Raw genomic sequence first — 26,286 nt, forward strand, 5'->3', positions numbered from 1 at the left:
AACGGCCCGGGCCCCACGGGGTGGAAGTGACACCTTTGTTATCCGTTCTCCCAAATTGATGTGGTAATTCGCGGACTTCTCACCTGGAGCGTCCTGATGAACATTCGTCGTGTGTGCGTTGCCGCTGCCGCTGTCTTTTCGTTCGCCGCGAGCGCCGAGGGAGTTCGGGAGTCCGTGTCGCTGGTGGAAGTGGATGGCTTCGCCGCGTCCCAGGCGAAGGTATGCACCGCGGTGCCGCTGTCGTTGACGGCCATCAATGCGTCCTCGCTGGAGCCCGCGCGGGTGGCGTGGAATGCCGGCTCCAACAGTGGTGCCTGGCATTACATGGACACCATCCAGGCCTACAGCACCCCGCAGTGCCCTGCGACGCCGGTCACCATCCAGGCGGTGGTGAACAAGCTGTCGGAGCAGAACCAGGGGTTTCCGTTCCCCGAGGACGGCATCTTCACCAACCGCGCGGGGTTGTCGCAGAGCATCTTCCTGAGCTCGAACTACTACGGCAATGGCCTCGCGGTGCTGGCGGCCATTGATTCCTTCGCGGGCGGTGGGACGGTCCAGGCCTGGATTGCCACCCAGGAAGTGCCCTGCCACAACTGCCATGAGTTCCTTCAGTACGCGGTGCTGTATTACCCGGCCACGCGGAAGGTCGTCTTCCTGCAGGGCTACACGGGCTACGACTCCTGAGTTGAAGTCGTGAGGCGTCGGCCCTGGGCTCGGGCCGACGCCTCTTTCTGAGAATGTATCAACTGGGGGGCGACTCGGTGCTCGCGCCGGTGTGACGGGATTGACACGTCTCGTGGCTGGATGGCCACGTTATTGTGTTTTTCCCCGAGTCACCCACCTGGAGCGGACTGATGAGTCTTCGCAAGCTGTTGGTTGCGTGTTGGATTGTATTGGGCATGTCGGGCTGTATGGATTCCCATGACGAGCCCGCGCCCGAAGTCGAGCTGGGAGTCTCCGAGGCGGAGGCGACGGCCACGCGCATCTACGCGACGGAGGCGTCGCTGGAGCTGAGCTTCGAGACGATGGGGACGTTCGAGACGCGCAACGGCGTGCGCTCGCTCATCCTCAAGGCGACGGCGAACCGATATCTGAAGCGTGTCTTCAGCTTCGTGCCGGATGACGCCTTCGGGACGGCGAACATCATCAGCGAGCGCCGCTTTGAAGTCGTGCTGCCGGTGGGCCACGAGCTGAACACGGTGCTGTCCGGGCTGCCGCTGTTCATCACCGTGGAGACCTTCACGGGCACGCCGACGAACTACACGGCGAAGATTGAGGTGTACCCGCGCTTCTTCGACTTCCGTGGGACGAACGCGGTGTGGATCGACGAGAAGGTGGACCCCGTCTACGTGCGCAACGGGGCGGACGTGCTGGTGTACCGGGGGCGTGCGGATGTCTCCGCGGAGGCGCTCACGGTGACGGCGCCTGACGGGGTCCCGGTCGTCGCGGCGGTGGACGCGGACACGTACCGGCTGGACTGGTCCTACTCGACGGTGGAGAAGGCGATGGACCCGACCACGCTGCCTTTGACGTTCACGGTGTACCAGGGTGGTCAGGCCACGGAGCAGAAGACGGCGCGGCTGGTGCCGCGCGTGACGGTGCTGGAGTTGACCACGGGTGATGCGTACGAGACCTGGCCGACGCCCTCGTGCGAGCTGGCGGTGTACAACTGCTTCCACTCGCAGCCCCCGGGGACCACCGACTTCGCGGCCTGTGGCACGTACCGCCAGGTGTCCCGCTGCCGCTACACGTCGGACATCTGCCAGGTGGTGCCGCGCGTGCCGCTGACGCTGACGTCGGTGGATGCGTCGTCGCTGGAGGATGCGCGGGAGGAGTGGAACATCGGCTCCAACAATGGGGCCTGGCATCACCTGGAGACGATCGCCGCGTACGTGACGCCGCAGTGCACGCAATCGCCGGTGACGCTCCAGGGCGTGTTCAACCAGCTCAACTGGCCGTGGTACCAGGACTTCCCGACGTTCGCTCAGGGCATCGCGACGAACCGGGCGGGGCTGTCGCAGAGCCTCCTGCTGACGTCGAACTACTACGGGGACGGGGCGGCGCTGTTGGCGGCGATTGACGCGTACGCCGGTGGAGGCGAGGTCCAGGCGTGGCTCGCCACCCAGGAAGTGTCCTGCCACAACTGCCACGAGTTCAACCAGTTCGCGGTGCTGTACTACCCGGCCACGCGGAAGGTCGTCGTGCTGCGGGGTTACACGGGTTACGACTCTTGAGTTGAGGTCGTGAGGCGTCGGCCCCTCGTGAGCCGGCGCTGTTCCGTTGTCTGGCCTGGGGAGGCTGTGTCAAATCCTCTGGATTCGGCTTGGGATGGACAGGGATTGTCACCCGTGGTGAGCGGGTGGTCACGTGGATGTGTTTCCCTCGACATCGCCTGTCTGGAGGGGCTGGATGCACCTGCGTGAACCGTGGTGGGTGGGGCTTGTGGTCTTCGGTGTCCTGGCGTGTCAGGACTCGGGACTGGAGCCGGATGCCGCGCTCGTGGAGGCCCTGGGCAGCTCCGAGGCGGCGGCGGCCATGCGCATCTGGGCTGCGGGGCAATGTCGTCAATGCGAGGGGAGCCGTCGTGGGGGATGCCGAGCGCGGTCTCGAAGGTCTGGACGACGCAGTCTGAGAGGCGCTCGCCTCCGTGGCGCAGAGTAGAAGAGGGGAGGCGCGTGCACTCAGCAGGACGCGCCGCCGGGAGCGCTCTGGCAAAAGAAAAGCCCCGGAATCACTCAGGAAGTGACTCCGGGGCAGTGGCCAGGGTCGGACTTGAACCGACTACCTGCGGATTATGAGACCGCCGCTCTAACCAGGTGAGCTACCTGGCCGTGAAGTGAGGGCCCGTATATCGGGAGCGTCGCGTCACCGCAAGAACTTCGAAGCGACCAGGGGCGCAAGGAGTCTCCTCCCTCGGATTTTAGAGGGAGGAGGGCGGATTTGGGGCCGTCCGAGAGTGGACCTCTGCGCCGTCCCGGCCCTTTTTCCGGCCTGGAAGGATGAGGGCAGGAGCAGGAGCATGCCGCGCGAGCGGGGCCGTACTCATGGTGCAGGTACCCTGCGCCAAGGCGGCATGCGGAGCCGAGCACTCACGCTCCTCGGTCCAGATGGGTCTGATCGACGCGGAGACGAAGCTGGCGAGTGCCTATGGGGGCTGGTGCCAGCGCCAGCAGCAGTCCCGAGACTGCCTCCACCTGCTGAACGAGGGCGTCACCCTGGACGAGGAGTGCAAGGGCACCCTGGCCTTTCGCCTGGCTCTGGATTCGGTCTGGGCCGAAACGGCCGAGGCCCTGGAGGGGCTGACGGACAAGGAGTCGATGATGACGATGCTCGCCACGACGGGAGCGGTCTACTTCGCCTTGTGGCTGGTGCCCGAGCCCCTGCTTTTAAAGAGCGTCGCCGCGACGCTGACGGTGGCGCTCATTGCGTACCTGGGATGGGACACCGTGTTGAGTCTCGTGCAGGGCTGGAGGGTGTTGGCGAAGGAGGTGGAGGAGGCAACCACCTTCGATGGGATTCAGGACGCTGGCGAGAAGTACGGAGAGGTGAAGGGGAGGAACGCCGCGCGGGCGTTCGTCATGCCGGCGATGGCGGCGCTGAGGAGCATGGCGCAGGCGCTTGGGGTGCGAATTCCCACGCTCCCTGGCTCCGCGCTGGCTGCGCTGGTGGGGGCAGGGCAGGGTGGCTTCAGGTTGTTGGCAGCGGGACAGGTCACTTCCGTGGCGGTGGCTACGGGAGGCGTCATCACCATTGATTCGCGCCTGGCTGACGGGCTAGGGGGGCGTGAGTCGCGGGGGAGCAACACCGGCCATCTCCGAGGGGCGGAACCGGTTGGTGGCAAAGGAGGTGCTGGGTCGGAGTGCGGTATTTGAGGGGCGAGAATCGGTGCAGGTGTTGTTATGGGGTATTTCTTTCCTCGAAAGTCACCGCTGCAGCCCATTTCAATCGAACGTGTTCTGCGATTGCGATCGCTTCGGAAAGGCCGCGCCGCATCCGCTCGGCGCGAGCCTTAGGTCCTTCGTCCGCATCCGTGCCGCTCAACCAGTCCAAGATCGCTCGCAAGCCGGGCAGGATATCCTCACTACTTGAATTCATGGGGAACGAGCTACGTGCGGGAGAGCAAATCCACTCAGCCATCTTCTCGGCCGCAGCGAAGATTCGCTGTGTGGCCGAAGTTATCGGCTCCTCGTGGCTGTGATAGTAATTGTCCATGACTTCATGTCCCAGTGTGTCAATTTCAAGAGGAGCGATTGACTCATGTACGCCCAAGACTAGATCCAGTCGCAGCCCTAGCCTTACTAACGGCTCGACGACCTCGTTCGCCCAATTCAAGAACGGATGTTGCCAGAGATCAACGCCGAGTTTGTTCCACGCGATCTCGGATACAGGGTGGGAAGAATGATTCCACCACCCAAGTTCCGCAGGAGATGTCTGCGAAATTAGGTCCATTCGCAACGACCAAGCTGTGCGCGCGAACGCCTTGCCCAGAAATGTGGGAATAATCAAAATGTGGCGCCACTTGATGCGCGAGATATGAAAATCAATGCTCACGACATTGTTGCGCCTAAAGGTGGCATGCAGAGCCTCCAGTAGGGCTTCCCGCTCTTGATGAAGATTTTCCGGCCCCCCAAAATCTAGCTGTAACCAGAGCGCGGAGTCTCGCCCCCACTGGATGTCCTCTGAGAGGATGGATGCAGAGAGCGAGGTGAGTCGAGTTCGAAGGCCGTCGATGATTGCCCTGCCCGCGTCATCCTGCTTGCGAACTGCCCATTGGGTAGGTCGGGACATGCCCCCGCTGCGGGCGGAGTACACAAACATCAGCCATAATGCCCAGGAGTCGCGCAGTAGCTCAGTCTCCCTCGTTTCGGTTTGCTCCAGTCTCCCGTCGAGAATGTATTGTTTGAATCGATTTTGATACTCCTGCTGCAATGCGAGAACTGTGCTTGCCGCCTCGGCCAAGTTGACAGTAGGAAGGTGGGTGTTCAGTTTTTCCTCCCCGGAATTCCTCAATACCGCCATCGCACTGCGCCTCTCCCGCGCGCTGCCTCGAGCAAGAAGAGGCTGAAGTGCCAGTGGCATGCCTATCTGACTCATGAAGTTCCTGACGGCCCGTGCGTATTTGCCCAAGAGGTCAAGATACTCCCTGTGTCTCAGGAGTGCGAGAGACTGAAGGCTTTGCTTGGATGCGCGAGCGCCGAGCGCGGACGTGGTTGGTCCTGCTCCGAACTCGTCAGATTGTTCCGAGGTAAATCCCCACTCGTCTACGGCAACTTGAGGTAACAGTGGAATCTGTGCGACTTTATTACAAAGTTTCTCCCATTTGGCAGCACTTAGGACGCCTCTCGTGCCGACTAGTGGCAGGGTCGCCATCCCGCGAAAATACGACTGGAGTGTTTCGTGAAGCATCTCCAATGCATCAATGATGGATTGGCGGAGGTGAAGCACTTCCACCGCATGATCCTCCCATGTCTTTGGTCGGTCAGGATAGGTAATGAGGTTGATTAACATGCCGTTCAGGCGTGTGGCCCATTCGGGCGGTAGATATTTGGTCTCCAGTTCCTTCGTCGTTTCATCGTACTCCATCGGCAGCAGTGAAGAGCGTTGGCCGTATCCCTGGGTCGCATACGTATGTCGCCCTGGTAGGAAGCTCCGTAGTAGCCGAGCACGGCGAACCGCTTCTCGATTGGGGCTCAGTTTTTCCGATGAGGAATGGAGACTTGGCGCGACTGGATCGGGTTCGTGGCCCGCGATGAACGCCGGATCCATGAGAAAATGCGCGGCGATGCGCTGGTCATCTTGCTCCAGCATGAATACTTGGAGTTCTTGGCGAGCCCGGACGATTGCTTTGGGGTTCAAGCGAGCCAGCTGCTTATGCACATCAATATTTGGGTGAAAGGACAGCGCATAGGCGACATCTGCGGCGACATTCAGAGGTAATGAATCGAGCGCAGTCTCATATGCGTGAAAGAATTCTTGTCCCCAGGGGAGTGCAACCTCAAGGCGTGCAGCCCAGAAAATACATTCGGCCACAGCCGCCCATCCTTCGGTGCTTGCGGGAGGCGTAATGCCTGCGCTAACTGCGACCAGCCACTGCTGCGCAGCCGAGAATAGATGGCGAGATGATGACAGGCGGGCGCGCAGGCCTTGTATGGTACGTCTGGCCTCCTCGGGAATGAAGCTGAGGCTGTCCAGTACTGAGAAGGTGAGTCCGGGAGAAATAGCTTGGACCTCACCCACATCGATAGGCAGTGCCGCGAACCAGCCGGATCCGAAGATTGCCTTTGCGGAGGTTGTCACTGGCTCGATGTCTGTAATGTATTCGTTCAGCCCCATCCAGAGTAGTGCACGAAATACCTGTGCAGTTCCATCCCAGGTCGATGGGCGTATTGTTCCAAGTTCCCGTGCGAGTCTTGAGCGCTCGTTCTTATGGCGTGAGAAGGTGTGTAGTAAAAATGTTCCCAAATCGCTTTCCACTATCTGAGGTAGGGCACGAACTGCGACTTCAATCCATGGGGTGAATGCGGTATTGGTGAGCAGAGTGACCAGGACCGCAGATCGGACAGGGTGGAGCCCGTCCACAAATTGACCTGAACCATCCGTGCGGATCAGGTACTCGCGTTCGAGTCGCTGGATGGTGAGCGATGGTTCGGAGAGGCCAATTGAGCCGGCGAGTAGGACGACATTGAGTCGAGCGCCATAGGCGGAGGCGACTGCGGTGCGTCGCAGCAGCTCTAGCTCGGCTTCCGCCTGTCTGCCGAGTCGGGTAGCTCGCTCGCGGAGGCGCAGAACCTGTGCCTCAAGCCGAGCGTGCAACGTGTCGTGTTGCGTGACGAGATAGGTAAACTCAAGCAGGGGGCCTCTTCCACCAAATCGTGCCCAGGATTCCTCAAAGTCCAAGTTCTGGGGGGAAGGCCTATGTTGAGTGAGCCGAGCATGAATCAAGCGAGCCTCGGCTTCTTCGAGCTGAAGGGCTACTTCCTCGAAGCGCAGACTCGAGCGATCGATGCTCGCCCGCAGCCAGTCTTCCTCGCGAATGGTCACGAGAATACGGGCGGAACGTTGCTCATACAGGCCATCTACTAGCTCCGTCCAGGCTGTATCTCCCGGAGAGACTTCCACGTGAATGTATGCGAGCGCACCAATCGTTGAGAGATGCCCGGTTAGGGCTCGAGCGATGCTCAAAGCATGGCGTCGATCCTGAATGAGCCTCACCCTGAAGCGGCTCGCGGAGGGGACGTAGTCATGAAGGAAGCGATGTGCAAGAGCACTTTTCCCCTGTCCTGATGCGCCTCGTACCACCACGACGCGCGCCTTGCTGAATGCCTGCTCAATTGCATCCAATTTATCGCGGCGGATAATGTCGGCGCCTGAGAGGATGTGTTCGTAGCGTGCTGAGATGCCTTGGTAGAACTCCTTGCCGAGTTCTTCGGCATTGGCGACGGAACCATTGTCGAGAGGCACGATAGTCGTGAACCACTCTGCGTGGTGCGTGGCTCGGTCTGCGAGAAAGCGACTGACTTTGGTCAGGCGTTCTTCGATGTCTCGCTGGGTGATGGATTTTCGCGACTCAGCAATCTGGAATAGCCATGCGTGGAGTAGGTCGAAAGCAGCTGAGGGATCAGTTCCCGTGAAGGAATTTCTCAGCACCGTGAACACGGCGTCTGTCAGTTCCCTCTCCGAGGCAAAACCCAGAGTCACTGTTGCGAGCAGGCGCTCCGCTTGCTCGACCGTGTAGTCCCACTCCTCGAATTGTCGAACCACTCGCCCTCGGTAAGGCTCATGCCCGGCCCATGCATTCACCATTTCCAGGCCATAGGGGCCAAAGGAGACGATGCGTTCGAGTATGTCTGGGGCCGCGGAGCGTCGGCTCAGGACCCGGTGAAAGAATGATTCCGGCTTCCTTGGCTTGAGCTCAGAGAGTGTCAACGTGTCTTGATAAGCCTTGATCTGGATGACCTCTAGAACTCGGCCTGTCGCGTCAAGAATGTCAAGGTCTTCGTGTCCCTCTAGCCTGAAAACGAGTTGAGCCGACTCTTTGTCCGAGAGTATGCGATGAAGTGTGTATAACGCCTGGAGACGATACCCCCTGAGGGCTGCTGGCGCACCTGTGCCTGCCATGAAGAACCTCCCATTGATTGTGCGAGCTGTCGTCACTCAGTATAGTTAAAATGCTGCACGGCGTCTTCGCCATGAGCATGGCCGGTAGCCGGTGGGCTTGGCAATTGCAGTTCAATGCGATGCAACTTCAGGAGCCATCGCGCCTGCGTCGCGGATGTCGATGGCTTGTTCGAAGACGATTCCCCATCTCGATTGGTGCTCGGCGTTTCACCGCGCCGAGTTCTTTCGGGCAGAGATGAGCCCCGTGCCCCCGAATGATGCGGAAGTTCCTGTCCGCTTCAGTAGACACCAAGGAGGAGGCAGTTGCCCACAAGGAGCGTGGGCTCCATAGAGGTCGCGGAGGCCACCCAGGTGGATCTCAGTCCGGAGCAGTTAGGCCGGCGGTCCGTTTTCACCCTGGAGACGGAGCGCGCACCCCATCAGGTGTCGTGGGGCAAACCAGCCCCAGGTGCCTGCCTGACTCCACGCCTGACGCGGGCGAACACGTCGAACTCGAACGTCCTCGCGAGCAACTCAGTCCAGTCCATTCGCGGCCGCTACTCCTTGCATCGGCTCCCTCCCAGCCGTTGTCTCAGGCTCCACGCTTGCCTTGTCCGCAATGGATGGGTGCCACGGCGAACAGTTCGCGGCTTTTCCCGTCTGGTGAGAAGCTGGAGCCGCTGTTCCACCGCGGGCGCGGGGCGCGATGTGTTCGCTGGTGTGCTATGCCCCGCCGCATGGAAATCTTCCGACTTGCGGATACGGTCGAGTTGAACAACGCATGGCTCGTCGGCCTGAGCGTGGCATTGTTGCTGCTCGTCCTCTGGGCCGTGCTCGTGGCCTCCAGTGCGCTGCTGTACCAGGGCATCCGGCTGATGGGTGTGAAGGCGCTGGAGCAGATGGCGGACGCCCTTCGCAAGCGCGCCCGGCTGAGCGCCGCCCTCCTGTCCTTCGTCGTGGTCATCATCGGCATCGCCGTGCTGGGCTTCTCCCTGTGGGCGAAGAAGGATCTGGAGCCCTCCTTCAATGCCTTGCTGGCGGGGGTGACGGTGGAGGGGCTGGCGGCCCTGGGGCGCGGAGCGGGGCTGCTGGTGCTCTTGCTGACGGCCTTCCTGGTGTTGGATCGGACGGCACGTCAGCTCCTGATGCGGCTCGAGCGCAGGGTGAACGAGTGGCAACTGCGCCCGGAGCACAGGGCACATGCCCAGAAGGCGATGGAGCAGGGGCCCGGCTTCATCAAGCTGGTGCTGGCCTACGTCGCGGTGGGCGTGGCGGTCACCTCGCTGCAACCCCCGGCCGCGTTCGACTGGCTCGTTGGCACCACCGTCTTCGTGTTGCTGTGCATCAGCGGTGGGCGCCTGGCGGTGTCCTTGCTGCACCTGATGTCGGGTCGGCTGGTCGAGTCCTGGCGGGCGAAGAGCACGGCCACGAAGTACGAGGAGTACTTCATGGCCCTCAGCCGGCTGCTACCGGTGGGGCAGCGGAGCCTGGAGGCCATCGTCTACATCTCGGTGGCGACCCTCATCATCCGTCGGTTCCAGGGCCTGGAGTCCTTTGCTCCGTACGGGCCGGTGCTCATCCGCGTCATCGCCCTGTTCTTCGCCGCCAGCGTCGTCGTGGAGTTCGTCCGGCTGCTCATCGCCCGGGCCTTCAAGGTGGACGGCCTCGACCTGGATGACAAGGCCCGGCGGCGCAACACCTTCGTCGCCCTCATCCAGAGAGCCTCCACGTACCTGGTCTACTTCCTGGTGGGGATGATGGTGCTCAGCGACCTGGGTGTGGACCCCACCCCCATCCTCGCTGGTGCCGGCATCGTCGGCCTCACCGTGGGTCTGGGCTCACAGGCCATCGTCACGGACATGGTCAATGGCATCTTCCTGCTCTTCGAGGACCAGATCTTGAACGGCGACTACATCCGCATCAACGATACCGAGGGCGTGGTGGAGGAGATAACACCTCGCATCACCCGCATTCGAGATCGCTTCGGGCGCCTTCACATCCTCCGCAACGGTGAAGTCAAGAATGTCATCAATTACAGTCGCGGCTGGACGCTGGCGGTCGTGGACATGGCCGTGGCCTATGAGTGCGACTTGAAGAAGGTGCTGGATGTGATTGGCCAGGTCTGCGAGCAGGTGCCCTTGCTGTCGGCGGGCAAGGTGTCCGAGATGCCCAAGCTGCTGGGTATCGAGAGCATGGACGAGAGCTGGATGACCATTCGCATTGAAGCCAAGGTCCAGCCAGGGACGCACTTCGACGTGAAGCGGCTGCTCAACCGGCTGTTGTTCGACGCCTTCAACGCCAACGGCCTGGAACTTCCCTACCCCAAGTCGGTGCAATACGAGGGGACCACGGTGCTTCCCGCTACCGCCACCGCCGCCGCGCCGCCGGAGGAGGAGCCCATGGCCCTTGCCGCCTCGCTTCGGTAAGGGAGGCGTCTTGGCCATATCGGGCTGCTTGGTCGTGGCATGTCGGGTGCGGTCAGGCAGGACATCGCCGCACTGCTTGCGTACGAGCTGCAGAAGACGCACGCGAGCATCAAACCGGGCATCGCGTCGGGCCTGGTACTTCATGGACTTCGGCTCTCGAGAGAGGCGCAATGACGGGAGAGCCGCATGACGCTGCGCTGGGGCACCGTGGTGCTGCTGGTGTTGATGGGCTCGGGGTGTGCGGCCTCAAGGGTGGTGCGACTGGATACGGGCGAAGGACGGCCCTTCGTCTACGAGCCGCGCACGGATGCGGAGCCAGTCAGGCTGGAGCCTGACGAGTTCACCGAGGCGGTCCAGCAGTTGGCGCGCACCGCGCCGCGCTCCTTTCTGCCGAGGGACGCCGCGATGCGGCTGTTCCACCTGGACCCTCCTCGTGCCTCCGCTCATGTGCGGGGGCACCTGGGACTGGTCTCTGTCGAGGAGCCGCGGCGAGGCCGCCTTCTGGTGGCCGAAGCGCCGGACGCGGAAACGGAGCTGGTGAGTGCCTACGGACGCTGGTGCCAGAGTCAGGAGCAGTCCCGTGACTGCCTCCATCTGCTGGACGAGGGCGTCACCCTGGACGAGGAGGGCAAGCGCACCCTGGCCTTTCGTCTGGCGCTGGATTCGGTCTGGGACGAAACGGAGGAGGCCCTGGAGGGGCTGACGGACAAGGAGTCGATGATGACGATGCTCGCCACGACGGGAGCCGTCTACTTCGCCTTGTGGCTGGTGCCCGAGCCGCTGCTTTCAAAGGGCATCGCGGCGACGCTGACGGTGGCGCTCATCGCCTACCTGGGATGGGACACGGTGTGGAGCCTCGTGCAGGGCTGGAGGGTGTTGGCGAAGGAGGTAGAGGAGGCAACCACCTTCGATGGGATTCAGGACGCGGGAGAGAGGCACGGAGAGGTGATGGGGAGGAACGCCGCGCGGGCGTTCGTCATGCTGGCGATGGCGGCCTTGGGAGGCACGGCGCAGACGCTGGCGGCGCGGATTCCCACGCTCCCTGGCTCCGCGCAGGCTGCGCTGGTGGGAGCAGGGCAGGGCGGCTTCAGGTTGTCGGCAGCGGGGCAGGTTACCTCCGTGGCGGTGGCAGCGGGAGGCGTCATCACCATCGCCCTGGACCCGGAGGCTTTCGCGGAGACAGCACGCGGTACGCAAGCCGTGGCGTCCGAGCCGGTGGCGACGAGTGCCCACGAGCACCACATCGCCACCAACAAGTGGTGGGACTCCTTCAACAACGGTGGTCCGTGGTCACCGGAGTTCAAGAAGCTCTTCGACCGGGCGGGCATGTCCCTCAATGACGCGGCCAACAAGGTCCGCGTACCGGGCCATAAGGGGCCTCACCCAGAGGCATACCATCGCGATGTGTTCAAGCGGCTGAACGAGGCGATGGAAGACTGTAGCAGTATGCAACAGTGTCGTGAGTCGCTCACCAGCGCTCTGAAGAATCTTGCCGCGGAGATTGCTACTCCGGGCTCCAAGCTCAACAGACTGGTGACTCGGACTTGAAATGGGATGGAGCCATCATGGCGATGCGGTACTTCGAGTTGCTCGACGATGTCTCCTCTCCTGGTCGCTGGAGTCTGGGCGACCCGACTGACGAGACAGGGAGAGAAGTCGCCAATCCATGGATGTTCAGGAAGGGTGAGCCGGTCCATGTCGAAGGGCGCCTGACGATTCCGATCGACCGGTCGGGCAAGCCGATGGACTTCTCCATGGCGGGTATTGGCGTCACGCCTGTCGTCCACGCGAAGGTGATCTCGGTACTCGCCAGGCTGGCGCCTGACGACGTTCAGCTCTTCTCTGTGAAGATCGCCTCGGAGTCCGGGCCTTACTTTCTCGTCAATGTGACCCGCACCATCCGGTGCATCGATGACAGCGCCTCGGAGGAGGTGCGGTACTGGAAGCCGGAGGATGGGCGCCCGGAGAAGGTCGGGAAGTATCGCGGCGTATCGGGCATGCGAATCGACCCGACGAAGGTGGGCGATGCGAAGGTGTTCCGGACCTGGGGATGGACCATCGCGCTCATCGTGTCCGAGGACATCAAGGATGCTCTGGAGCGAGCGGGTGTCACGGGGGTGAAGTTCGAGGAAGTCACAGGTCCAAGTGCCATCAGTCCGGAGGAGAGAGCACGCAACCATCAGCTCGTGGCTCTGGCGGATCAGGCAGATGCTGCCCGCCAAGTCTTCTGGCGCACCCTGGGAAAATTGGATGAAGAGGTCATCATCCCCATTGTCGTCGGTGGTAACTGGCCTGCCCGGAGGCAGGTGTGGCGTGTCATCCACCGCGAGAATGGGCGGACCCTGCTGGTGACGCACGGGCTCTCGGACTTCTTCTTCGTGGCCGGAGTGGAGCCAGAGCCGTCCGTGGGCTTCGGCCTGGAACTGGCCTTGGAGACGAGCGAACCCCAGGCGCATGTCGAGAAGAGCTGGCTCCTGCGGTTGCTGGAGCGGGTGGGGGACGAAGTCGCGGCACATGAAGGCGTGCGCGAGAAGGTGAAGGCAGGCTTCCTTTCGATGGAGGTCTCAGGCCAGGGAATGCCCGAGCCGCTCCTGACGAAGGAGGGCAGGGTAGGGGTGCTGCTGGGCATGGAATCGAGCACGCTGCCAGGACGCTTCACCATGCCGGCCGGAGAGGTCCGGCTGGTCACGGTCAAGGTGCTGATGCCCGCGGAGCTTGCGTATCTGCTTGAGCACGGAACGCGCGGTCGGGACGAGCTGGTGCGGCGCTTCGCCCAGGAAGGACAGGAGCATGTGTCTCGCGCGTGGCGTAAGTCCGTGGTGTGATTGCCTCGTAAGTGTTCGCTGTGCCCCGTCGTGACGGGTTCCAACTTCTCGTGAGACCTCCCTGGGACACGTCAGGAGGTGGTCCGTGGAGTTGGGGCAGTTCTGCTGTCGCCCTCGAAGTCACCGGCGTCCGGGGCGCAGGAGCCTTCCTTCCCAAGCCCCCCTGCGGACCCACTACAGAACATGCCCGCGGCAGATGCCCAGGGGATGGGGTCGCTGGCCTCGCAGGTATCGGCGACGAGGTCGAAGTAGCGGGCGAAGGCGCCCTGCCAGGCCGCTCGGTGGGCTGACAGCCGAGCAGGCAGCGCCCGGCGGTATGCGCCCGGGCGAGGCTTAGCCGTAGGTGTAGGCGACATCGTCATGGCCGGCCGTGCGCACCGGGAGGGTGTCCAGCACCGTCCGCCGCTGACAGGCCCCGGGGGCGGCCTGTGCGCGTAGCCGAACCCCAGTGACGCGAAGGCGCCCACCGGCTGGGCGACGAACCCGTCGCCGGTGTTGGCGTACAGCGTCGAGGTGCCGCTGCCCGGACTGTAGAGCAGCGCGTCAGCGAGGCCGTCCTTGTTGGCGTCGGTGAAGGTGACGTGCAGCCCCTGGATGGAGGCGAGCTGCTGCCATTGAAACATTGAAACCGTGATGACCAGCCGAAGGTGGCTGACTCAGCAGGTCGGAGGAGGAGGGTTCTAAGTCATTTCAAGCAGGCCAATTCACTCATCAATGCTGGCGCGGCACACGGCGGAGCAGGGAGAAAATGGCGGGCGAATCTGCCCGACTTGCAAGGTTGAGGTACCGCCCCACTCCGGGGAGCCACGAGGCTGGCACAACAGCCACCCACGAGCGCCCTGGCATCTCCGGTTCAAGCGCATGAGAGGTTCTCAAGCAACCTGGCAGGAACGAGCCCCTGCAAGATCAAGACGTTGCCAGAAATAAGAGAAGGGGCTGATGGAAGATCCCCATCAACCCCCCTCTAGTGATTCTGAAACGAGGAACGACCAGCTTCGACAGCTGGCGTCAAAACACCAGACTACTAGCGCGCCTTCGGGCCGCCGCGAACGTGGAGCTTGATCTTCATGTGGTGCCTCCTTTCAAATTGAACGCTACGTGTATTCAAAACTGGATGTCAAATCGAATCCAAGAATAATATGTGGCGCATTGCGGCGATGTGGGCGAAGTCCCGCGTCGCATCGACGTGCTCGTATTCAGGCCATGGGAGCGTGCGGCGCAAGGCAGTGGCGGAGTGGAGATTGAAATCAGCGTGCTCACCCGCCAAGGCCTGTACAGGCGAATTGGTACCAGGTTTAGACAGCATCCCTGTGCCGCGGTACTCGCCGAGGGTGGCTGACTCAGCAGGTCGGAGGATGATGTTTAAGCCATTTCAAGCAGGCCGATTTGCTCATGCCCTGGCAGATCCGGTTCAAGCACCTGAGAGGTTCTGGAGCCAACCTGGCGGGACCGAGCACCTGCAAGCTCAAGGCAGTGCCAGAAACGAGAGGAGGGGCTGATGGAAGAGCCCCATCAACCCCCCTTTGGTGATCGAAAACGAGGGACGACCAGCTTCGACAGCTGGCGTCAAAACGACTGACTACGAACGCGCCTTCGGACCGCCGCGGACGTGGAGCTTGATCTTCATGTCGTGCCTCCTTTCAAGTCGAACGCTACGTGTACTCGAAACTGGATGTCAAATCGAACCCCAGTCCAATATGTGGCGCATTGCGGCGATGCGGGCGAAGTCCCGCGTCGCATCGAGGCGCTCGTATTCAGACCATGGGAGCGTGCGTCGCAAAGCAGTGGCCGAGGTGTTGACACGGCGCGACCATTAAGGCGACTTTGGTTCGCGGACCATGGCATATCCCTTCGAGCGGACCCTTCGTTCCCTGCGCTATGAGTCGGACACGCGCCTCGTGTTCGTCGCTCTGATGGTGTTGTGCGCCTGCGGGCTCATCGCCTGGTCGCTGTTCGCCAAGGTCCCGCTCGTCAAGGCCAGCTCACAGGCCCGGATCGAGCCACACAACGCCGTCCATCGCATCGAGCCGCCCAGTGCGGGCAAGGTCGTGCTCTCGCAGCTCAAACTCGACCACGAGGTCAAGGAAGGAGACCTGCTCATCGAGTTCGACGCACGGGCCGAGCGCCTTGAGCTCGAGCGGAGCAAGGCGACGCTCGCCGCGACCGAGAAGGAGCTCTCCATCATCCGCCGGCAGATCACCAACAAGCACGAAGAGGCGGCTTTGACGGCACGGGTGGACGAGGTCGCGGTCAAGGAGGCGCTGGGGAGGGAGAAGGAACTCGTGCCCAGGCACCGGCTCGCGGTGGAACGCGCGGAGCTGGCCTTCAAGAGCCCGACGGGCGCGGTCTCGGAGATGGAGAAGCTGGAGCGCACGACCGATGTCGACGCGCTCAGCTTCGCGCAGACGGCGCAGGGCCTGGCGCTCACCCGACTGCGGCGCGAGCAGGACGTGCGCCGTCAAGCCCTCGCCGCGCAGTTGCTCGCACTCGAGCGCGAGGCGCTGGGCGCCGAGGGGCGGATCCGGGAGCTCCAGGGCGCCATCGACCGCCTCGAGTACCAGATCGAGCGGAAGCTGTATCGGGCGCCGGCCACGGGCCACCTGGTCGACGTGGCGGAGCTCGGCGCGGGAGCGTTCATCGCCGATGGGCAGCGGGTCGGTACCATCGTCGCGAGCAATGCCGAGGTGCGGGTGCGCGCCCGTTTCCCGAAGGAGGTCGTCGGATTGATCCAGCCCGGCCAGACGGCGCGCCTCAAGCTCGACGGCTACCCGATGACCATCTACGGGACGGTCCCCGCCAGGGTGACGGCAGTGGGGACCGAGCCCGGCCAGACCGCCACGCCCGAGGCCATCCCCGGTACGGTGCGCGTCGAGCTCAAGTTCGCACCGCCGGACGATCCGCGCATCCAACTGCGCCACGGCATGACCCTGGTGGTGGAGGTCGAGGTCGCGCGGGCGTCGCCTGTCGCGCTGCTGATGCGGGCGGTCGGCGAATGGAATCCGCAGCCTGAAGAACCGCCCGTGACTGTGTTTCAGCCCGAAGCCGAGGCCCGCTGACCATGACTCCCCCCAGGCGCCGGTACTCAATCATTCCCGAGGTGATCCAGATCTCGGCGACGGATTGCGGTCCCGCTTCACTCAAGAGCCTGTTCGCGGGAATGGGCGCCGAGCTCAACTATCGCGTCCTTCGCGAAGTGTGTCAGACGGACGTCGACGGCACCTCCATCGTCACCCTGGATGAAGTCGCCAACCAGCTCGGGCTCGACTCCGAGCAGGTGATGCTTCCGCTCGACCACGTGGTGGTCCCCGAAGCCAAGGCGCTCCCCGCCATCATCGTCACGCTCAGCGCGGGAGGACGTCCGCACTTCGTGGTGCTGTGGAATCGCGTCGGCCCGTTCATCCAGGTCATGGACCCGGCGGCGGGCCGCCACTGGACCCGGATTTCGACGCTGCTGAGCCACCTGTACCAGCACACCACGTCCGTTCCGGCGGCCGGCTGGCGCGAATGGGCCGGGTCCGAGGAGGCGGCCGCGACGTTCGAGCGCCGCCTGCTGAACCTGGGTGAGACGCAGGCGCGGGCGCTGGTGGCCCGGGCGCTCGAGGACTCCGGTTATCTGTCGATCGCCAGGCTCGACGCCGCGTGCCGGGCGTCCGAAGCGATGATCCGCGCGGGCGCCATCCGCCGCGGCCGGACGGCGGCGGGTCTGCTGCAATCCATGATGGCGAAGGACGCTTCCGGCGAAGTGCCCATTCCCGCGGCCTATTGGTCCGTTCGCCCCAACCCCGAGGTGGAGGGCGAGGTGTCGATGACCGGCGCGGTGCTGATGCGGGTTCGCGGTTGGCGCGAGGCTTCGCGCACGGGCGAAGACGCGCCGAGAGCCGTGCTCGCGAGCGACCTGGCGACGGAGCTCGTCGCAAAGCAGGTGAGCCCGGCGCGAACGCTGCTCCGCCTGCGAGGCGAGGATTCGTGGGTCGTTCCGGGCCTGATTGCGGTGGGACTGGTGTTCGCCACCTTCGGGCGGCTCCTGCAAGCGCTGATGCTCCGTGGCGTGCTCGACCTGGGGCGCGACCTCGGCACGTTCGCGCAGCGCGCGACGGGCATGGCCATTCTCGCGGGCGTCGCGCTCTGCTTCATGCTCATCCAGATCCCCATCTCCTTGGGATTGCTCGGCATCGGCCGCCGGCTCGAGGTGCGGCTGCGGAAGGCGTATTTCGAGAAGCTCCCTGAGATGGAGGACCGCTATTTCCAGAGCCGGCTCGCCTCCGACATGGCGTCTCGCACGCACAACATCCAGGCGATGCGGTCGCTGCCGGCCTTGCTCGCGCAGGCGGCCATCCTGTCGCTCGAGGTCGCGAGCATCACCGCCGCGCTCATCTGGGCCGCACCGTACGCATGGCACCTCGTGCTCGCGCTCGCGGCGGTCACGCTGCTCGTGCCCCTGGTCGCGCAGAAGCTGCTCTTCGAGCCCGACCTGCGCGTGCAGATGCACTCAGGCGCGCTCAGCGGCTTCACCCTGAACGCGCTCGTCGGGCTCACGCCGATCCGGATCCACGGAGCCGAGCGGTCGCTGCGCCGCGCGCAGGAGACCTTGCTCGTCAGTTGGACCAAGGCGCGCTATTGGGTCCAGACGCTGTCGGTCGGGTTCGAAGGCGCGCTGATGCTGCTGAGTTACGGCCTTGTCATGCTGCTCGTCTATTCTTACCTCATGGGCACGGAGCGGGCCTCGCTGGTGTTGTTGGTCGTCTATTGGGCGCTGAGGTTCCCCATCCTCGGCCAGCGGTTGATGGTGCTGAGCCGCGCGTTCCCGAATGCGATGAACCGGGTTCGCCGGCTCCTCGACGTCATCGGCGACATCAAGGATCCACGGGCCCGGCCCGAGGCGCCAGTGCAGGAGCCTGTCGCGCCCGCGCCCGCCGCGAGCGGCGTTTCCATCGTGATGGAGAAGGTCCGCGTGAAAGGCGGCGGTCACACCATCCTCGACAAGGTCTCCTTGAAAATCGCCCCCGGCGAGCACGTGGCCGTGGTCGGTGTCTCCGGAGCGGGCAAGTCGACGCTGGTCGGCCTTCTGCTCGGCTGGCTCCGGCCGGCGCGCGGTGAGATCAAGATCGACGGGCAGGTGCTCGATCAGACCGCTGTCGAGCGGCTGCGGCGCACCACGGCCTGGGTGGATCCGGCGATCAGTCTCTGGAACCAGAGCCTCATCGACAACCTCCGGTATGGCAACGACGGCGCGCACGGCTGGGCACTGTCGGGGGCGCTCAAGGGCGCCGAGATGCTCGACATCCTCGAGGCGCTTCCAGACGGGCTGCAGACGTCGTTGGGCGAAGGCGGAGGGCTGGTCTCGGGCGGCCAGGGGCAGCGCGTGCGCCTGGCGCGCGCGATGCTTCGCTCCGGCGTGCGCCTGGCCATCCTCGACGAGCCCTTTCGCGGTCTTGATCGCGACCGGCGCGCGCGGCTCCTCGCCGAGTCCCGGCGCCTCTGGGCAGACGTCACGCTCCTCTGTGTCACCCACGACGTCGAGCACACCCAGGAGTTCGATCGCGTGCTCGTGGTCGAGAACGGTCGGATCCTCGAGAACGGGCCGCCGAAGGAGTTGCTCGCGAACAAGGAGTCGCGGTACGCCGTGCTCCTTCGCGCCGACCAGGAGAATCGCACGCTGCTCTGGGGTGGTGGGCACTGGCGTCAGTGGTGGCTTTCGGGCGGCCAGTTGGTGGAGAAGCCGGCGCCGGTGCCGGTGGACACGCCAGTCGCGGAGCCCGTCGCGAAGCCCGCCGCAGGCGGGTTGGAGCTGGTGGGATGACGCGCTCGCACTCCGACCTGTTGTGGCCGGTCGAGCGACTGCCCGACGCGCTGGAGCAACTGGCGCAGAGGCAAGGCTATGGCAGGGCCGCGGGTGAAATCGCTCCGCCCGCGGCGGCCGTCGAGCCGAGCCGGGTCTGGATGTTCGCGCTCGGAGATCGACTCGGCGTGGAGCTGGAGCCGATCACGCCGCTCTACCACGAGCTGCCCGACGTCCTCGACCGCGCCGCGCCCTGCATCCTCCAGGTCCGGCGGGACGGCGTCCCGTCCTATCTGGTGCTGCTGGGGACGCGGCGCGGGAAGCTGCGCCTGCTCGCGCGCGACGGCACGGCGGTTTCGGTCCCGACGAAGAGCGCGCTCGCGCTCCTGCGCGAAGAGCAGGAGGCCACCGTCGCCGAGGTGGACCAGTTGCTCAACGGCGTGGAGATGTCGCCTCGTGCGCGCGAGCACGCCCGCTCGAAGATGCTGTTGCAGCGGCTCGGCCAGGCGCAGCTGCGCACCGGTTGGATCATGCGCCCCCGGCGCACCGCGAGCCGGCGGACGCTGCTCGGCGACATCCCGTCGCTCGCCGCCAGCATCCTCGTGAGCCACACGCTCCTCTCGCTGGTGCTCGCGGGCTCGTTCTGGTTGCTCGGTCGCGCCGCGCTCCAGGCCCACCTGGAGACCGGCTGGTTCCTGGGGTGGATCGCCGTGATTGCGTGCGCGATTCCGCTGCGCATGCTGGAGGTGTGGTGGCAGGGCGTGTTCTCCATCCGGCTCGGAACGCTGCTGAAGCAGCAGCTCCTCGCGGGAACGCTCAAGCTGACCCCCGACGAGGTGCGGCTCGACGGCATCGGCCGCCATTTCGGCCGCGTCGCCGAGGCGGAGGTCGTCGAGCAGCTCGCGGTCGGCGGCGCCCTGCTCGCGGTGTTGTCGCTCGTCGACTTGATTCTGGCGGGCTTCATCCTCGTGCTCGGGGCGGGAGGGTGGCTCCAGGCGATGGTGCTGACCCTGTGGGTCGTGTTCGCGTTCGTCCTCGCGCGCCGTCACTACGGCGTCCAGCGGGAGTGGTCGAGCGCGCGCGTCGAAATCACCCACGACCTGCTCGAGCGCATGCTCGGCCATCGAACGCGGCTGGCACAGCTCCCCCTGGAGCGCTGGCATGATGGCGAAGACGTCCGCTTGAGCTCCTACTCCGAGACTTCGAAGGTCATGGATCGCCGGACCATGCAGTTGACCGCGCTCCTGCGCGACGGCTGGTTGGTGCTCGCCCTGCTGACCTTGCTGCCGGCGTTCAGCAGCGGTACGGCCAATGCCAGCGCGCTGGCGGTGTCCGTGGGCGGCGTCCTGCTCGCGCTGCGAGCCTTCGACGAGGTCGCCGTCTACTTCCAGCAGGTCTCCCAGGCGGCGGTGTCGTTCGAGCAGATCCGCGACTTGTTGCTCGCGGTGGGCCGCCCCGAGCTCGAATCGAAAGTCCCTCTCGAAATGGAGGGAGGCAAGCCCACCGACGCCGCAGGCGGAGCCCTCATCGAGGCGCGGGGCGTGACCTTCCGGCACGACGCGCGCACCCGGCCGGTGCTGGAGAACTGCTCGTTCCAGATCGCGCAGGGCGACCGCATCCTGCTGGAGGGCCCCTCGGGCGGTGGCAAGTCGACGCTGGTGTCGCTGCTCACGGGCATGAGGAAGCCGCAGGGCGGGGTGATGCTGCTGCACGCGTTGGACCGCGCGACGTTCGGCTCCTCGGGCTGGCGCAAGCGCATCACCGCCGCGCCGCAGTTCCACGAGAACCACGTCCTGTCCGGCAGCTTCGCGTACAATCTCCTGCTCGGGCGCGAGTGGCCGACCTCGCCCGAGCTGCGGACCAAGGCCGCCGCGCTGTGCAAGGAACTCGGGCTGGACGAGCTGGTCGCCAAGATGCCCGCCGGCCTCGAGGAGATGATCGGCGAGACCGGCTGGCAACTCTCGCACGGCGAGAAGAGCCGGCTCTACATCGCGCGCACGCTGCTGCAGGGGGTCGAGCTGGTCATCCTCGACGAGAGCTTCGCCTCCCTCGATCCCGAGACCATGCGGGTCGCGCAGCGCTGCGTCCTCAACCACGCGAAAGCCCTCGTGGTCGTCAGTCACCCATGAGCCTTCGACTCACGCTCGCACTCCTCGCGACGACCTGCTCCGGTTGTGGGCTGGTCCGTCCCGTCGTCGTCACACCGCCTCAGGCGCCAAGCAGCTACTCGACCTCCGTCGAGCCGAGCACCGAGCCGCCTCCACCGTCCAGCGCACCCGAGGGTGGGGCTCCAAGCCCTCGGCCGCCGAAGGAGGAGGGCGCACCCTCGCGGCCCGCCGAGCACGTCACCCAGGACGAGGTCTGGTGGTCGGCGTTCGCCGATCCGGCGCTCGACACGGCCATCCAGGAGTGCTTCGCCAACAGCCTGGTCCTGCACGACGTGCGGGATCTGATCTACGAGAACCAGCTCGACCCCAACGTGCCGCAAGGTTGGTGGTACCCGCTCCAGGTCGGCATCCTCAACCCGGCGGGGCTGAGTCATGTGGTCGCCATCGTTCCGCCCGCGCCGGCAACCCAGGCCAGGTACAGCATCGCCACCGCCGATGTCGGCGTGACCTACCAGGTCGACCTGTTCGGAAACCTCGCCGCGCAGCGGAGCGCGGGAATGAACTTCGCCGAGCAGCAGCGGCAGCTCACCGAGGCCCGCGTCCAGGACCTCGCGCAGCGGATCACCCAGGTCTGGTTCGACATCCTCGAGGCCCGCGCGCTCCGGGACCTCACGCTGCGGCAGATCGACTACAACAAGGAGCTGCTGCGGCTGATTCAAGCGCGGTTCGAGCAGCACCTCACGCCCCGGCTCGCGGTGCTGCAGCAGGAGCAGTTGCTGCTGAACCTCGAAGCGCAGGTGCCGCTGATCTCCGCCCGGAGCGCGCTCTTGAATTCGGAGCTGAAGGCGCTGCTGGGCCGGGTCCCCAATCCCGCGGACGACATCGTCCCCCTCGAGCGACAGCTCCCCGATCTCCCGCCTCCGCCCAGACTCGGAACGCCAGGAGACCTGAACGCGAACTCGCCGGAGATGCGGCTCCAGGAGCTGCGCGTCGCCGAGGTCGAGCACCGCATCAACGCGAACCGGGCGAGCTGGCTTCCGACAATCGAACTGGTGGGCAGCGTGGGCGCCGCGAAGGTCGGCCTCTCGGAGCCGGTCCTCCACCAGTCCGTCGTCGGCGTGAACCTGACCTGGGCCTTTTTCGATGGAAGGCGATTCACCGAGCACATGCGCCTGCCGATCCAGCTCCACCGTCGCCACGTCCAATACCAGCTCGCGCTGAACACCGCGATCGGACGGGTGCAGGATGCCGTGGTCCAGGAGGAGACCGGGGCGACGAACCTGCGCGCCCTGCGCGCGCAGGTCCAGCTCGGGCAGCGGCTCCTGGACGAGGCGAGGCGGCTCTTCGAGCAGGGGCTCTCGGACTATCTGACGGTGCTCTCCGCCCTGACGAATCTGGTCGGGCTCGAGCGCGCGAGTCTGCAAGCGCAACGGCTGCTGCTCAACCATCGCGTCGCGGTCTATCGTTCGCTCGGCGGCACCTGGTCGCGCGACGTCACACTGAATCGGGAGTGAAAAGCCATGGCACAGCTGCAAGCGGATGAGATGCTCTACATTCCCAATCGAAAGCGGCTCACGCACGACCGGATCGACGCGGGGAATGGCCAGCAGATCCTGCACCTCTTCTATGGCGAGGTGGAGCTCATCTTCGACGAGCCGGACATCGCGCCCTTGGGCGAGAAGCTGATCCAGGTCGAGCAATTTCAAGCCTCCGACGCCATGGCGTGGTCGGACGGCGCGCCCCATTCCTGGGACAAGATCCGGGAGCTGCTCGAGGCATTGATCGAACAGCGGGTGTTGAGGCGGGTCTCGGATGCGCCCACGGGCCGCACCACGGTGTCCTACCCTGAGCGGTTGGGTGAGGTGCCAGCCGGGCGTGAGCCGCGCACGTTCAGCGCCCACGACAATCGTTGCCCCGTGCTGACCGAACAGGCGTTCGGACGGGCGTTCGAGCTCTCGAACCTCGAGGTCGTCGTTCCGGTCTACCGCGTGGCGCATCCGGCGCTCGACGGTGACGGCCGGCAAGTGGGCGAGAACAACGTCGGACCGCGCACCTTGTTCCTGGACCTCCCCACCGTGCGCAAGCAATGCCACTACGCGGGGAGCCGGTACCAGAACGAACTCCCGATGAACGTGACCGCGATGAAGGGCATGGCGCGTCAGTGGCCGGACCTGCTCTCGCTGACGGAGCAGTTCCGCAAGGCCTTCTTCGCGCGCACGCCGCCCCGGACCCCGGGCGTGCTCACCGCGGGCGAGCTCCACGTGATGGTCGTCTGCACGCTCGCGTCGGTCGGGTACGTGATGGTGCGGGGCACCCAGCCGGTGCCGAACGGAGAGCTCGACAACGGGCTCGCGGCCATGTTCCGGCTGATCGACGGAGTTCGCCTGGTCACCAACGACCTGGTGCGCGACGCCCCCGAGCAGCCCGTCACCGCGCAGATGATCGTGGACTATGCCGAGCGTCACGCGGTCTTCAATGGTCCGCACGGCGTGTGCGCCGGGCCGCCGGTGTTGATCAACGAATATCTGCAGGTGTTGACTGGCGCGGCCCCGGCATCGATTGAGGCCCAGCCCGACATCGCGGCGCGCCTTGGCGATCTCGACGCCGCGCTCGATTACGGCCTGCTTGGGCAGCGCGTCGAAGCGGTGGTCCGCTTCCTCGGCGCGACCCAGGGGCTGCTCCACGAACGGCTCCGGGCGGCGTTCGCCGGACACCTCCCGCGCACCGCGCTGCAAGAGTTCGTGGAGGCGCCCATCGATGTCGCGCACTACCCGTTGCTCCGCGACGATTTCCCGCTCGCGGAGACCTACCAGCGCGAGCTCAAGCTCAGCCGCTGGTTGTTCGCGCGCATCGGCGAGGCGTTCCCCGGCACGCCACAGGGCACCTCGCTGGACGAGCTGGCGAAGCTGGATCCCGCCGAGCAGGACACGAGCCGGCGGCGACTGGCCGAGCTCTTCGCGCACGGGCTGCCGACAGACGCGGTCGTGGCGGAGCCCCTCCGCGGCGAGCTCGCTGACGTCGCCGCCAGCGCGTTCGCCCTGGAGCGCCGGTGCCTGCGCGTCGTCGAGCGCGAGCAAGCGATGCTGAACCAGCGGCTCCGGCGCCCGGATCACCCCCTGACCGGAATGGACCTGGCTGTGTTCACGCGGCCGCGCAATGGCCCCCCGTTGGCGGAGACCCTCGCGCGCGGCCTGGGCCTCTCGGTGACCAGCGACTCTGCCTCGACCGTGCTGGGCTACGGTGGGAGCAGCCTCACGTTGAAGGACTAGAGGGTTCGATGCATCCAGAGCTTGTCCGCCGCTTCCACGAACCGATTCGCGATGAGGCCGCGCGCCGGTATGGCCTGTCGCCCGAGCAGCTCACCGAGCTCCAGGCCTTCGAGAACTTCGTCTACGAGGCGCAGAACGACGACGGCGAAAGCCTTATCTTGCGCATCTCGCACAGTACGCGGCGAACGATCGACTACACGCTGGGGGAGGTCGAGTTCGTTCGCTATCTGGCCGCCGCGCGCATTCCAGTCGCTTCGCCGATCCTCTCCGATTCGGGGCAGTTCGTGGAGCGGATCGAAGACCGCGAGCCCGGCAGCTACTTCGTCGTCACCGCGTTCGAGCGCGCGCCGGGCATCGTCTTCGACGACGCGCCTCCGCTGAAGGAGCGCTACTGGAAGCCGCCCCTGTTCCGCGACATGGGCCGGCTGTTCGCGCGGCTCCACAACCGCGCCGAGACCTACGCGCCTTCGAGCCCCAGGCTCAAGCGCCAGGAATGGCATGAGTACGACGTGGTCGACATCGACCGGTTCGCGCCCCCCGAGGAGAAGCTCGTGCGCGAGCGCACTGCGGCGATCATCGCGCGATTGAACCGGCTACCGCGAACACCGGAGAGCTACGGGTTGATCCACGCCGATCTCCACATGCACAACTTCTGCTTCGCCGAAGGGAAGATCACCGCATTCGACTTCGACAACAGCGAGTACGCGTGGTTCGTCAAGGACATCGCGGTCCTCCTCTTCTACATCGCGCGAGGCGAGGCTCGAGAGGCGCGCGACGAAGCGGCCGCTGCGTTCCTGGGGCCGTTCCTCGAAGGGTATCGAGAGCTCCGACGGATGGAGCCCGAGTGGCTCGCGGCCGTGCCGGACCTGCTCGCGCTCCAGCGCTCGATGAATTACGCGCTGTTCCACCAGTATCGCGACCCGGCCGTGCTCGACGAGAGCACGCTCGACCGGTGGGGACGGTTCCGGCGCGACATCGAAGCGGGCACACCCGTCCTGCAGATTGATTTCAGCGGCGCATAGGAGGGAAGGGGGCGCTGCGCAACCACAGCTCCAGGTTGCGGGCGCCAGCCGGAGCCGGTGACGGCCGTCTCCTGGGCGGGGCCGTTGTCGAAGCGGTACTGCGCTAAGTGGAGCTGCCTCTGGGGTCCACTCCACCGAGGGCTCCGGCATCGACACCGTCTCGGTTCCCTCCGGAGCTGCGTCACCCGGGAGGCGGCGGGCCCTGGACCTGGGCCCGCCGGGATGCGTCAGCGCGAGCGGCGTCAGCCCATGTTTCCGCGGAAGCCGATGGGGCCCTCACCGTTGTACGTCATGGTCCCTGTCAGCGACTCCCCGCTGTTGCCGGAGGTCAGGTCGAGGTCGATGACGTTCTGTCCCTGCCGGGAGCCGAGGACGAAGGTGCCGCCTGGATTCCAGGGCGCGGTCGGCCCACCCCACTGGTTCTCCACCACGTAGTTGTTCGGGCTGGTGAGGGTGGCGCGGAAGCCGATGGGTCCCTCGCCACCACTGTAGGTCATGCTTCCCGTCAGAGTCTGGCCGCCATCGTTGGAGGTGACCTTCATCGCGATGACGTTCTGCTTCTCGCGGCCGCCAATCACCCAGTTGCCACCCGGGTTCCAAGGGGCCGACGAGCCACCCCATTGATTCTGGACCTTGTAGTTAGACATGCCTGGCCTTCCTTTGTTTGTGGGTCGGATGCCCAAGGGTGGTCCGCAGTACAATGTCAGTCCGGCTGGGGCGACTGGACTGCCCTGGGGTCCGAGGAGAGTAAGTCGGGGCA

At 64.9% G+C, this 26,286-nt stretch carries 13 protein-coding genes, 1 tRNA gene and 2 pseudogenes; 12 read left to right on the plus strand and 4 right to left on the minus strand.

What is annotated here, in order from left to right; all coding sequences use genetic code 11:
• Positions 1–96 precede the first annotated feature (96 nt).
• Both ACN469_RS13520 and ACN469_RS13525 read left to right on the plus strand, forming a co-directional pair.
• Positions 97–684, plus strand: a complete 588-nt coding sequence (locus tag ACN469_RS13520; RefSeq protein WP_498767836.1) for a hypothetical protein — start codon at positions 97–99, stop codon at positions 682–684.
• 170 nt (positions 685–854) lie between these two features.
• The gene (locus ACN469_RS13525; protein WP_498767838.1) at positions 855–2,234 is read left to right on the plus strand and encodes a hypothetical protein; all 1,380 of its coding nucleotides are present in this window, start codon (positions 855–857) and stop codon (positions 2,232–2,234) included.
• A 523-nt stretch (positions 2,235–2,757) separates the two neighbouring features.
• Here the strand turns inward: ACN469_RS13525 and ACN469_RS13530 are convergent.
• Positions 2,758–2,831 (minus strand) — tRNA-Ile (locus tag ACN469_RS13530).
• Positions 2,832–3,119: 288 nt separating this feature from the next.
• Between ACN469_RS13530 and sitA5 the strand changes: the two are divergent.
• Positions 3,120–3,752 (plus strand): annotated as a pseudogene (gene sitA5 / locus ACN469_RS13535) (SitA5 family polymorphic toxin); the annotation flags it as partial.
• 145 nt (positions 3,753–3,897) lie between these two features.
• Here sitA5 and ACN469_RS13540 read toward each other — a convergent pair.
• Entirely contained in the window at positions 3,898–8,118 is a 4,221-nt protein-coding gene (locus tag ACN469_RS13540; protein WP_498767840.1) for a hypothetical protein, read from the minus strand.
• Between the two features lie 749 nt (positions 8,119–8,867).
• Here ACN469_RS13540 and ACN469_RS13545 point away from each other — a divergent pair.
• The 3 genes from ACN469_RS13545 to ACN469_RS13555 all read left to right on the plus strand — a co-directional run bounded on the left by ACN469_RS13545 (position 8,868) and on the right by ACN469_RS13555 (position 13,348).
• Entirely contained in the window at positions 8,868–10,523 is a 1,656-nt protein-coding gene (locus tag ACN469_RS13545) for a mechanosensitive ion channel family protein (RefSeq protein ID WP_498767842.1), read from the plus strand.
• Positions 10,524–10,709: 186 nt separating this feature from the next.
• Positions 10,710–12,071, plus strand: coding sequence for an AHH domain-containing protein (locus ACN469_RS13550; protein ID WP_498767844.1), 1,362 nt, complete (start codon positions 10,710–10,712; stop codon positions 12,069–12,071).
• A gap of 17 nt (positions 12,072–12,088) precedes the next feature.
• Positions 12,089–13,348 carry an imm11 family protein gene (locus tag ACN469_RS13555; protein ID WP_498767846.1) on the plus strand — a complete coding sequence of 420 codons (1,260 nt, stop codon included), beginning with the start codon at positions 12,089–12,091 and terminating at the stop codon, positions 13,346–13,348.
• Between the two features lie 71 nt (positions 13,349–13,419).
• Here ACN469_RS13555 and ACN469_RS13560 read toward each other — a convergent pair whose 3' ends face one another.
• A complete protein-coding gene (locus tag ACN469_RS13560; RefSeq protein WP_498767848.1) occupies positions 13,420–13,971 on the minus strand; it encodes a hypothetical protein in 552 nt (183 codons plus the stop codon).
• Between the two features lie 1,215 nt (positions 13,972–15,186).
• Between ACN469_RS13560 and ACN469_RS13565 the strand changes: the two genes are divergently transcribed.
• The 6 genes from ACN469_RS13565 to ACN469_RS13590 are packed head-to-tail and all read left to right on the plus strand — an operon-like array spanning position 15,187 to position 25,526.
• A complete protein-coding gene (locus ACN469_RS13565; protein WP_498767850.1) occupies positions 15,187–16,404 on the plus strand; it encodes an HlyD family secretion protein in 1,218 nt (405 codons plus the stop codon).
• 2 nt (positions 16,405–16,406) lie between these two features.
• Positions 16,407–19,148, plus strand: coding sequence for an ATP-binding cassette domain-containing protein (locus ACN469_RS13570; RefSeq protein ID WP_498767852.1), 2,742 nt, complete (start codon positions 16,407–16,409; stop codon positions 19,146–19,148).
• Complete coding sequence (locus tag ACN469_RS13575) at positions 19,145–21,256, plus strand: ATP-binding cassette domain-containing protein (RefSeq protein ID WP_498767854.1); 2,112 nt, start codon at positions 19,145–19,147, stop codon at positions 21,254–21,256. The genes ACN469_RS13570 and ACN469_RS13575 overlap by 4 nt, the downstream gene beginning before the upstream one ends.
• Positions 21,253–22,749, plus strand: coding sequence for a TolC family protein (locus tag ACN469_RS13580; RefSeq protein ID WP_498767856.1), 1,497 nt, complete (start codon positions 21,253–21,255; stop codon positions 22,747–22,749). Before ACN469_RS13575 ends, ACN469_RS13580 begins: the two co-directional genes overlap by 4 nt.
• Positions 22,750–22,755: 6 nt before the next feature.
• Positions 22,756–24,504: a hypothetical protein gene (locus ACN469_RS13585; RefSeq protein WP_498767857.1), complete on the plus strand. Its 1,749-nt coding sequence runs from the start codon at positions 22,756–22,758 to the stop codon at positions 24,502–24,504.
• Positions 24,505–24,512: 8 nt separating this feature from the next.
• Positions 24,513–25,526 carry a phosphotransferase enzyme family protein gene (locus ACN469_RS13590; RefSeq protein ID WP_498767859.1) on the plus strand — a complete coding sequence of 338 codons (1,014 nt, stop codon included), beginning with the start codon at positions 24,513–24,515 and terminating at the stop codon, positions 25,524–25,526.
• Between the two features lie 242 nt (positions 25,527–25,768).
• On the opposite strand, the pseudogene ACN469_RS13595 reads toward ACN469_RS13590, so the two are convergent.
• Positions 25,769–26,236, minus strand: a pseudogene (locus ACN469_RS13595) (lectin OAA family protein); the annotation flags it as partial.
• Positions 26,237–26,286: the final 50 nt, after the last annotated feature.

Origin of the sequence: Corallococcus terminator, from assembly GCF_049194865.1 — a bacterium.
Classification (GTDB): Bacteria; Myxococcota; Myxococcia; order Myxococcales; family Myxococcaceae; genus Myxococcus; species Myxococcus terminator_A.

What these genes read in the sequence shown, in the direction of transcription:
- ACN469_RS13520 (WP_498767836.1), top strand. Translation starts at nt 97, where the DNA reads ATGAACATTCGTCGTGTGTGCGTTGCCGCTGCCGCTGTCTTTTCGTTC.
- ACN469_RS13525 (WP_498767838.1), top strand. Translation starts at nt 855, where the DNA reads ATGAGTCTTCGCAAGCTGTTGGTTGCGTGTTGGATTGTATTGGGCATG.
- ACN469_RS13540 (WP_498767840.1), bottom strand. Translation starts at nt 8,118, where the DNA reads ATGGCAGGCACAGGTGCGCCAGCAGCCCTCAGGGGGTATCGTCTCCAG.
- ACN469_RS13550 (WP_498767844.1), top strand. Translation starts at nt 10,710, where the DNA reads ATGACGCTGCGCTGGGGCACCGTGGTGCTGCTGGTGTTGATGGGCTCG.
- ACN469_RS13555 (WP_498767846.1), top strand. Translation starts at nt 12,089, where the DNA reads ATGGCGATGCGGTACTTCGAGTTGCTCGACGATGTCTCCTCTCCTGGT.
- ACN469_RS13560 (WP_498767848.1), bottom strand. Translation starts at nt 13,971, where the DNA reads ATGTTTCAATGGCAGCAGCTCGCCTCCATCCAGGGGCTGCACGTCACC.
- ACN469_RS13565 (WP_498767850.1), top strand. Translation starts at nt 15,187, where the DNA reads ATGGCATATCCCTTCGAGCGGACCCTTCGTTCCCTGCGCTATGAGTCG.
- ACN469_RS13570 (WP_498767852.1), top strand. Translation starts at nt 16,407, where the DNA reads ATGACTCCCCCCAGGCGCCGGTACTCAATCATTCCCGAGGTGATCCAG.
- ACN469_RS13575 (WP_498767854.1), top strand. Translation starts at nt 19,145, where the DNA reads ATGACGCGCTCGCACTCCGACCTGTTGTGGCCGGTCGAGCGACTGCCC.
- ACN469_RS13580 (WP_498767856.1), top strand. Translation starts at nt 21,253, where the DNA reads ATGAGCCTTCGACTCACGCTCGCACTCCTCGCGACGACCTGCTCCGGT.
- ACN469_RS13585 (WP_498767857.1), top strand. Translation starts at nt 22,756, where the DNA reads ATGGCACAGCTGCAAGCGGATGAGATGCTCTACATTCCCAATCGAAAG.
- ACN469_RS13590 (WP_498767859.1), top strand. Translation starts at nt 24,513, where the DNA reads ATGCATCCAGAGCTTGTCCGCCGCTTCCACGAACCGATTCGCGATGAG.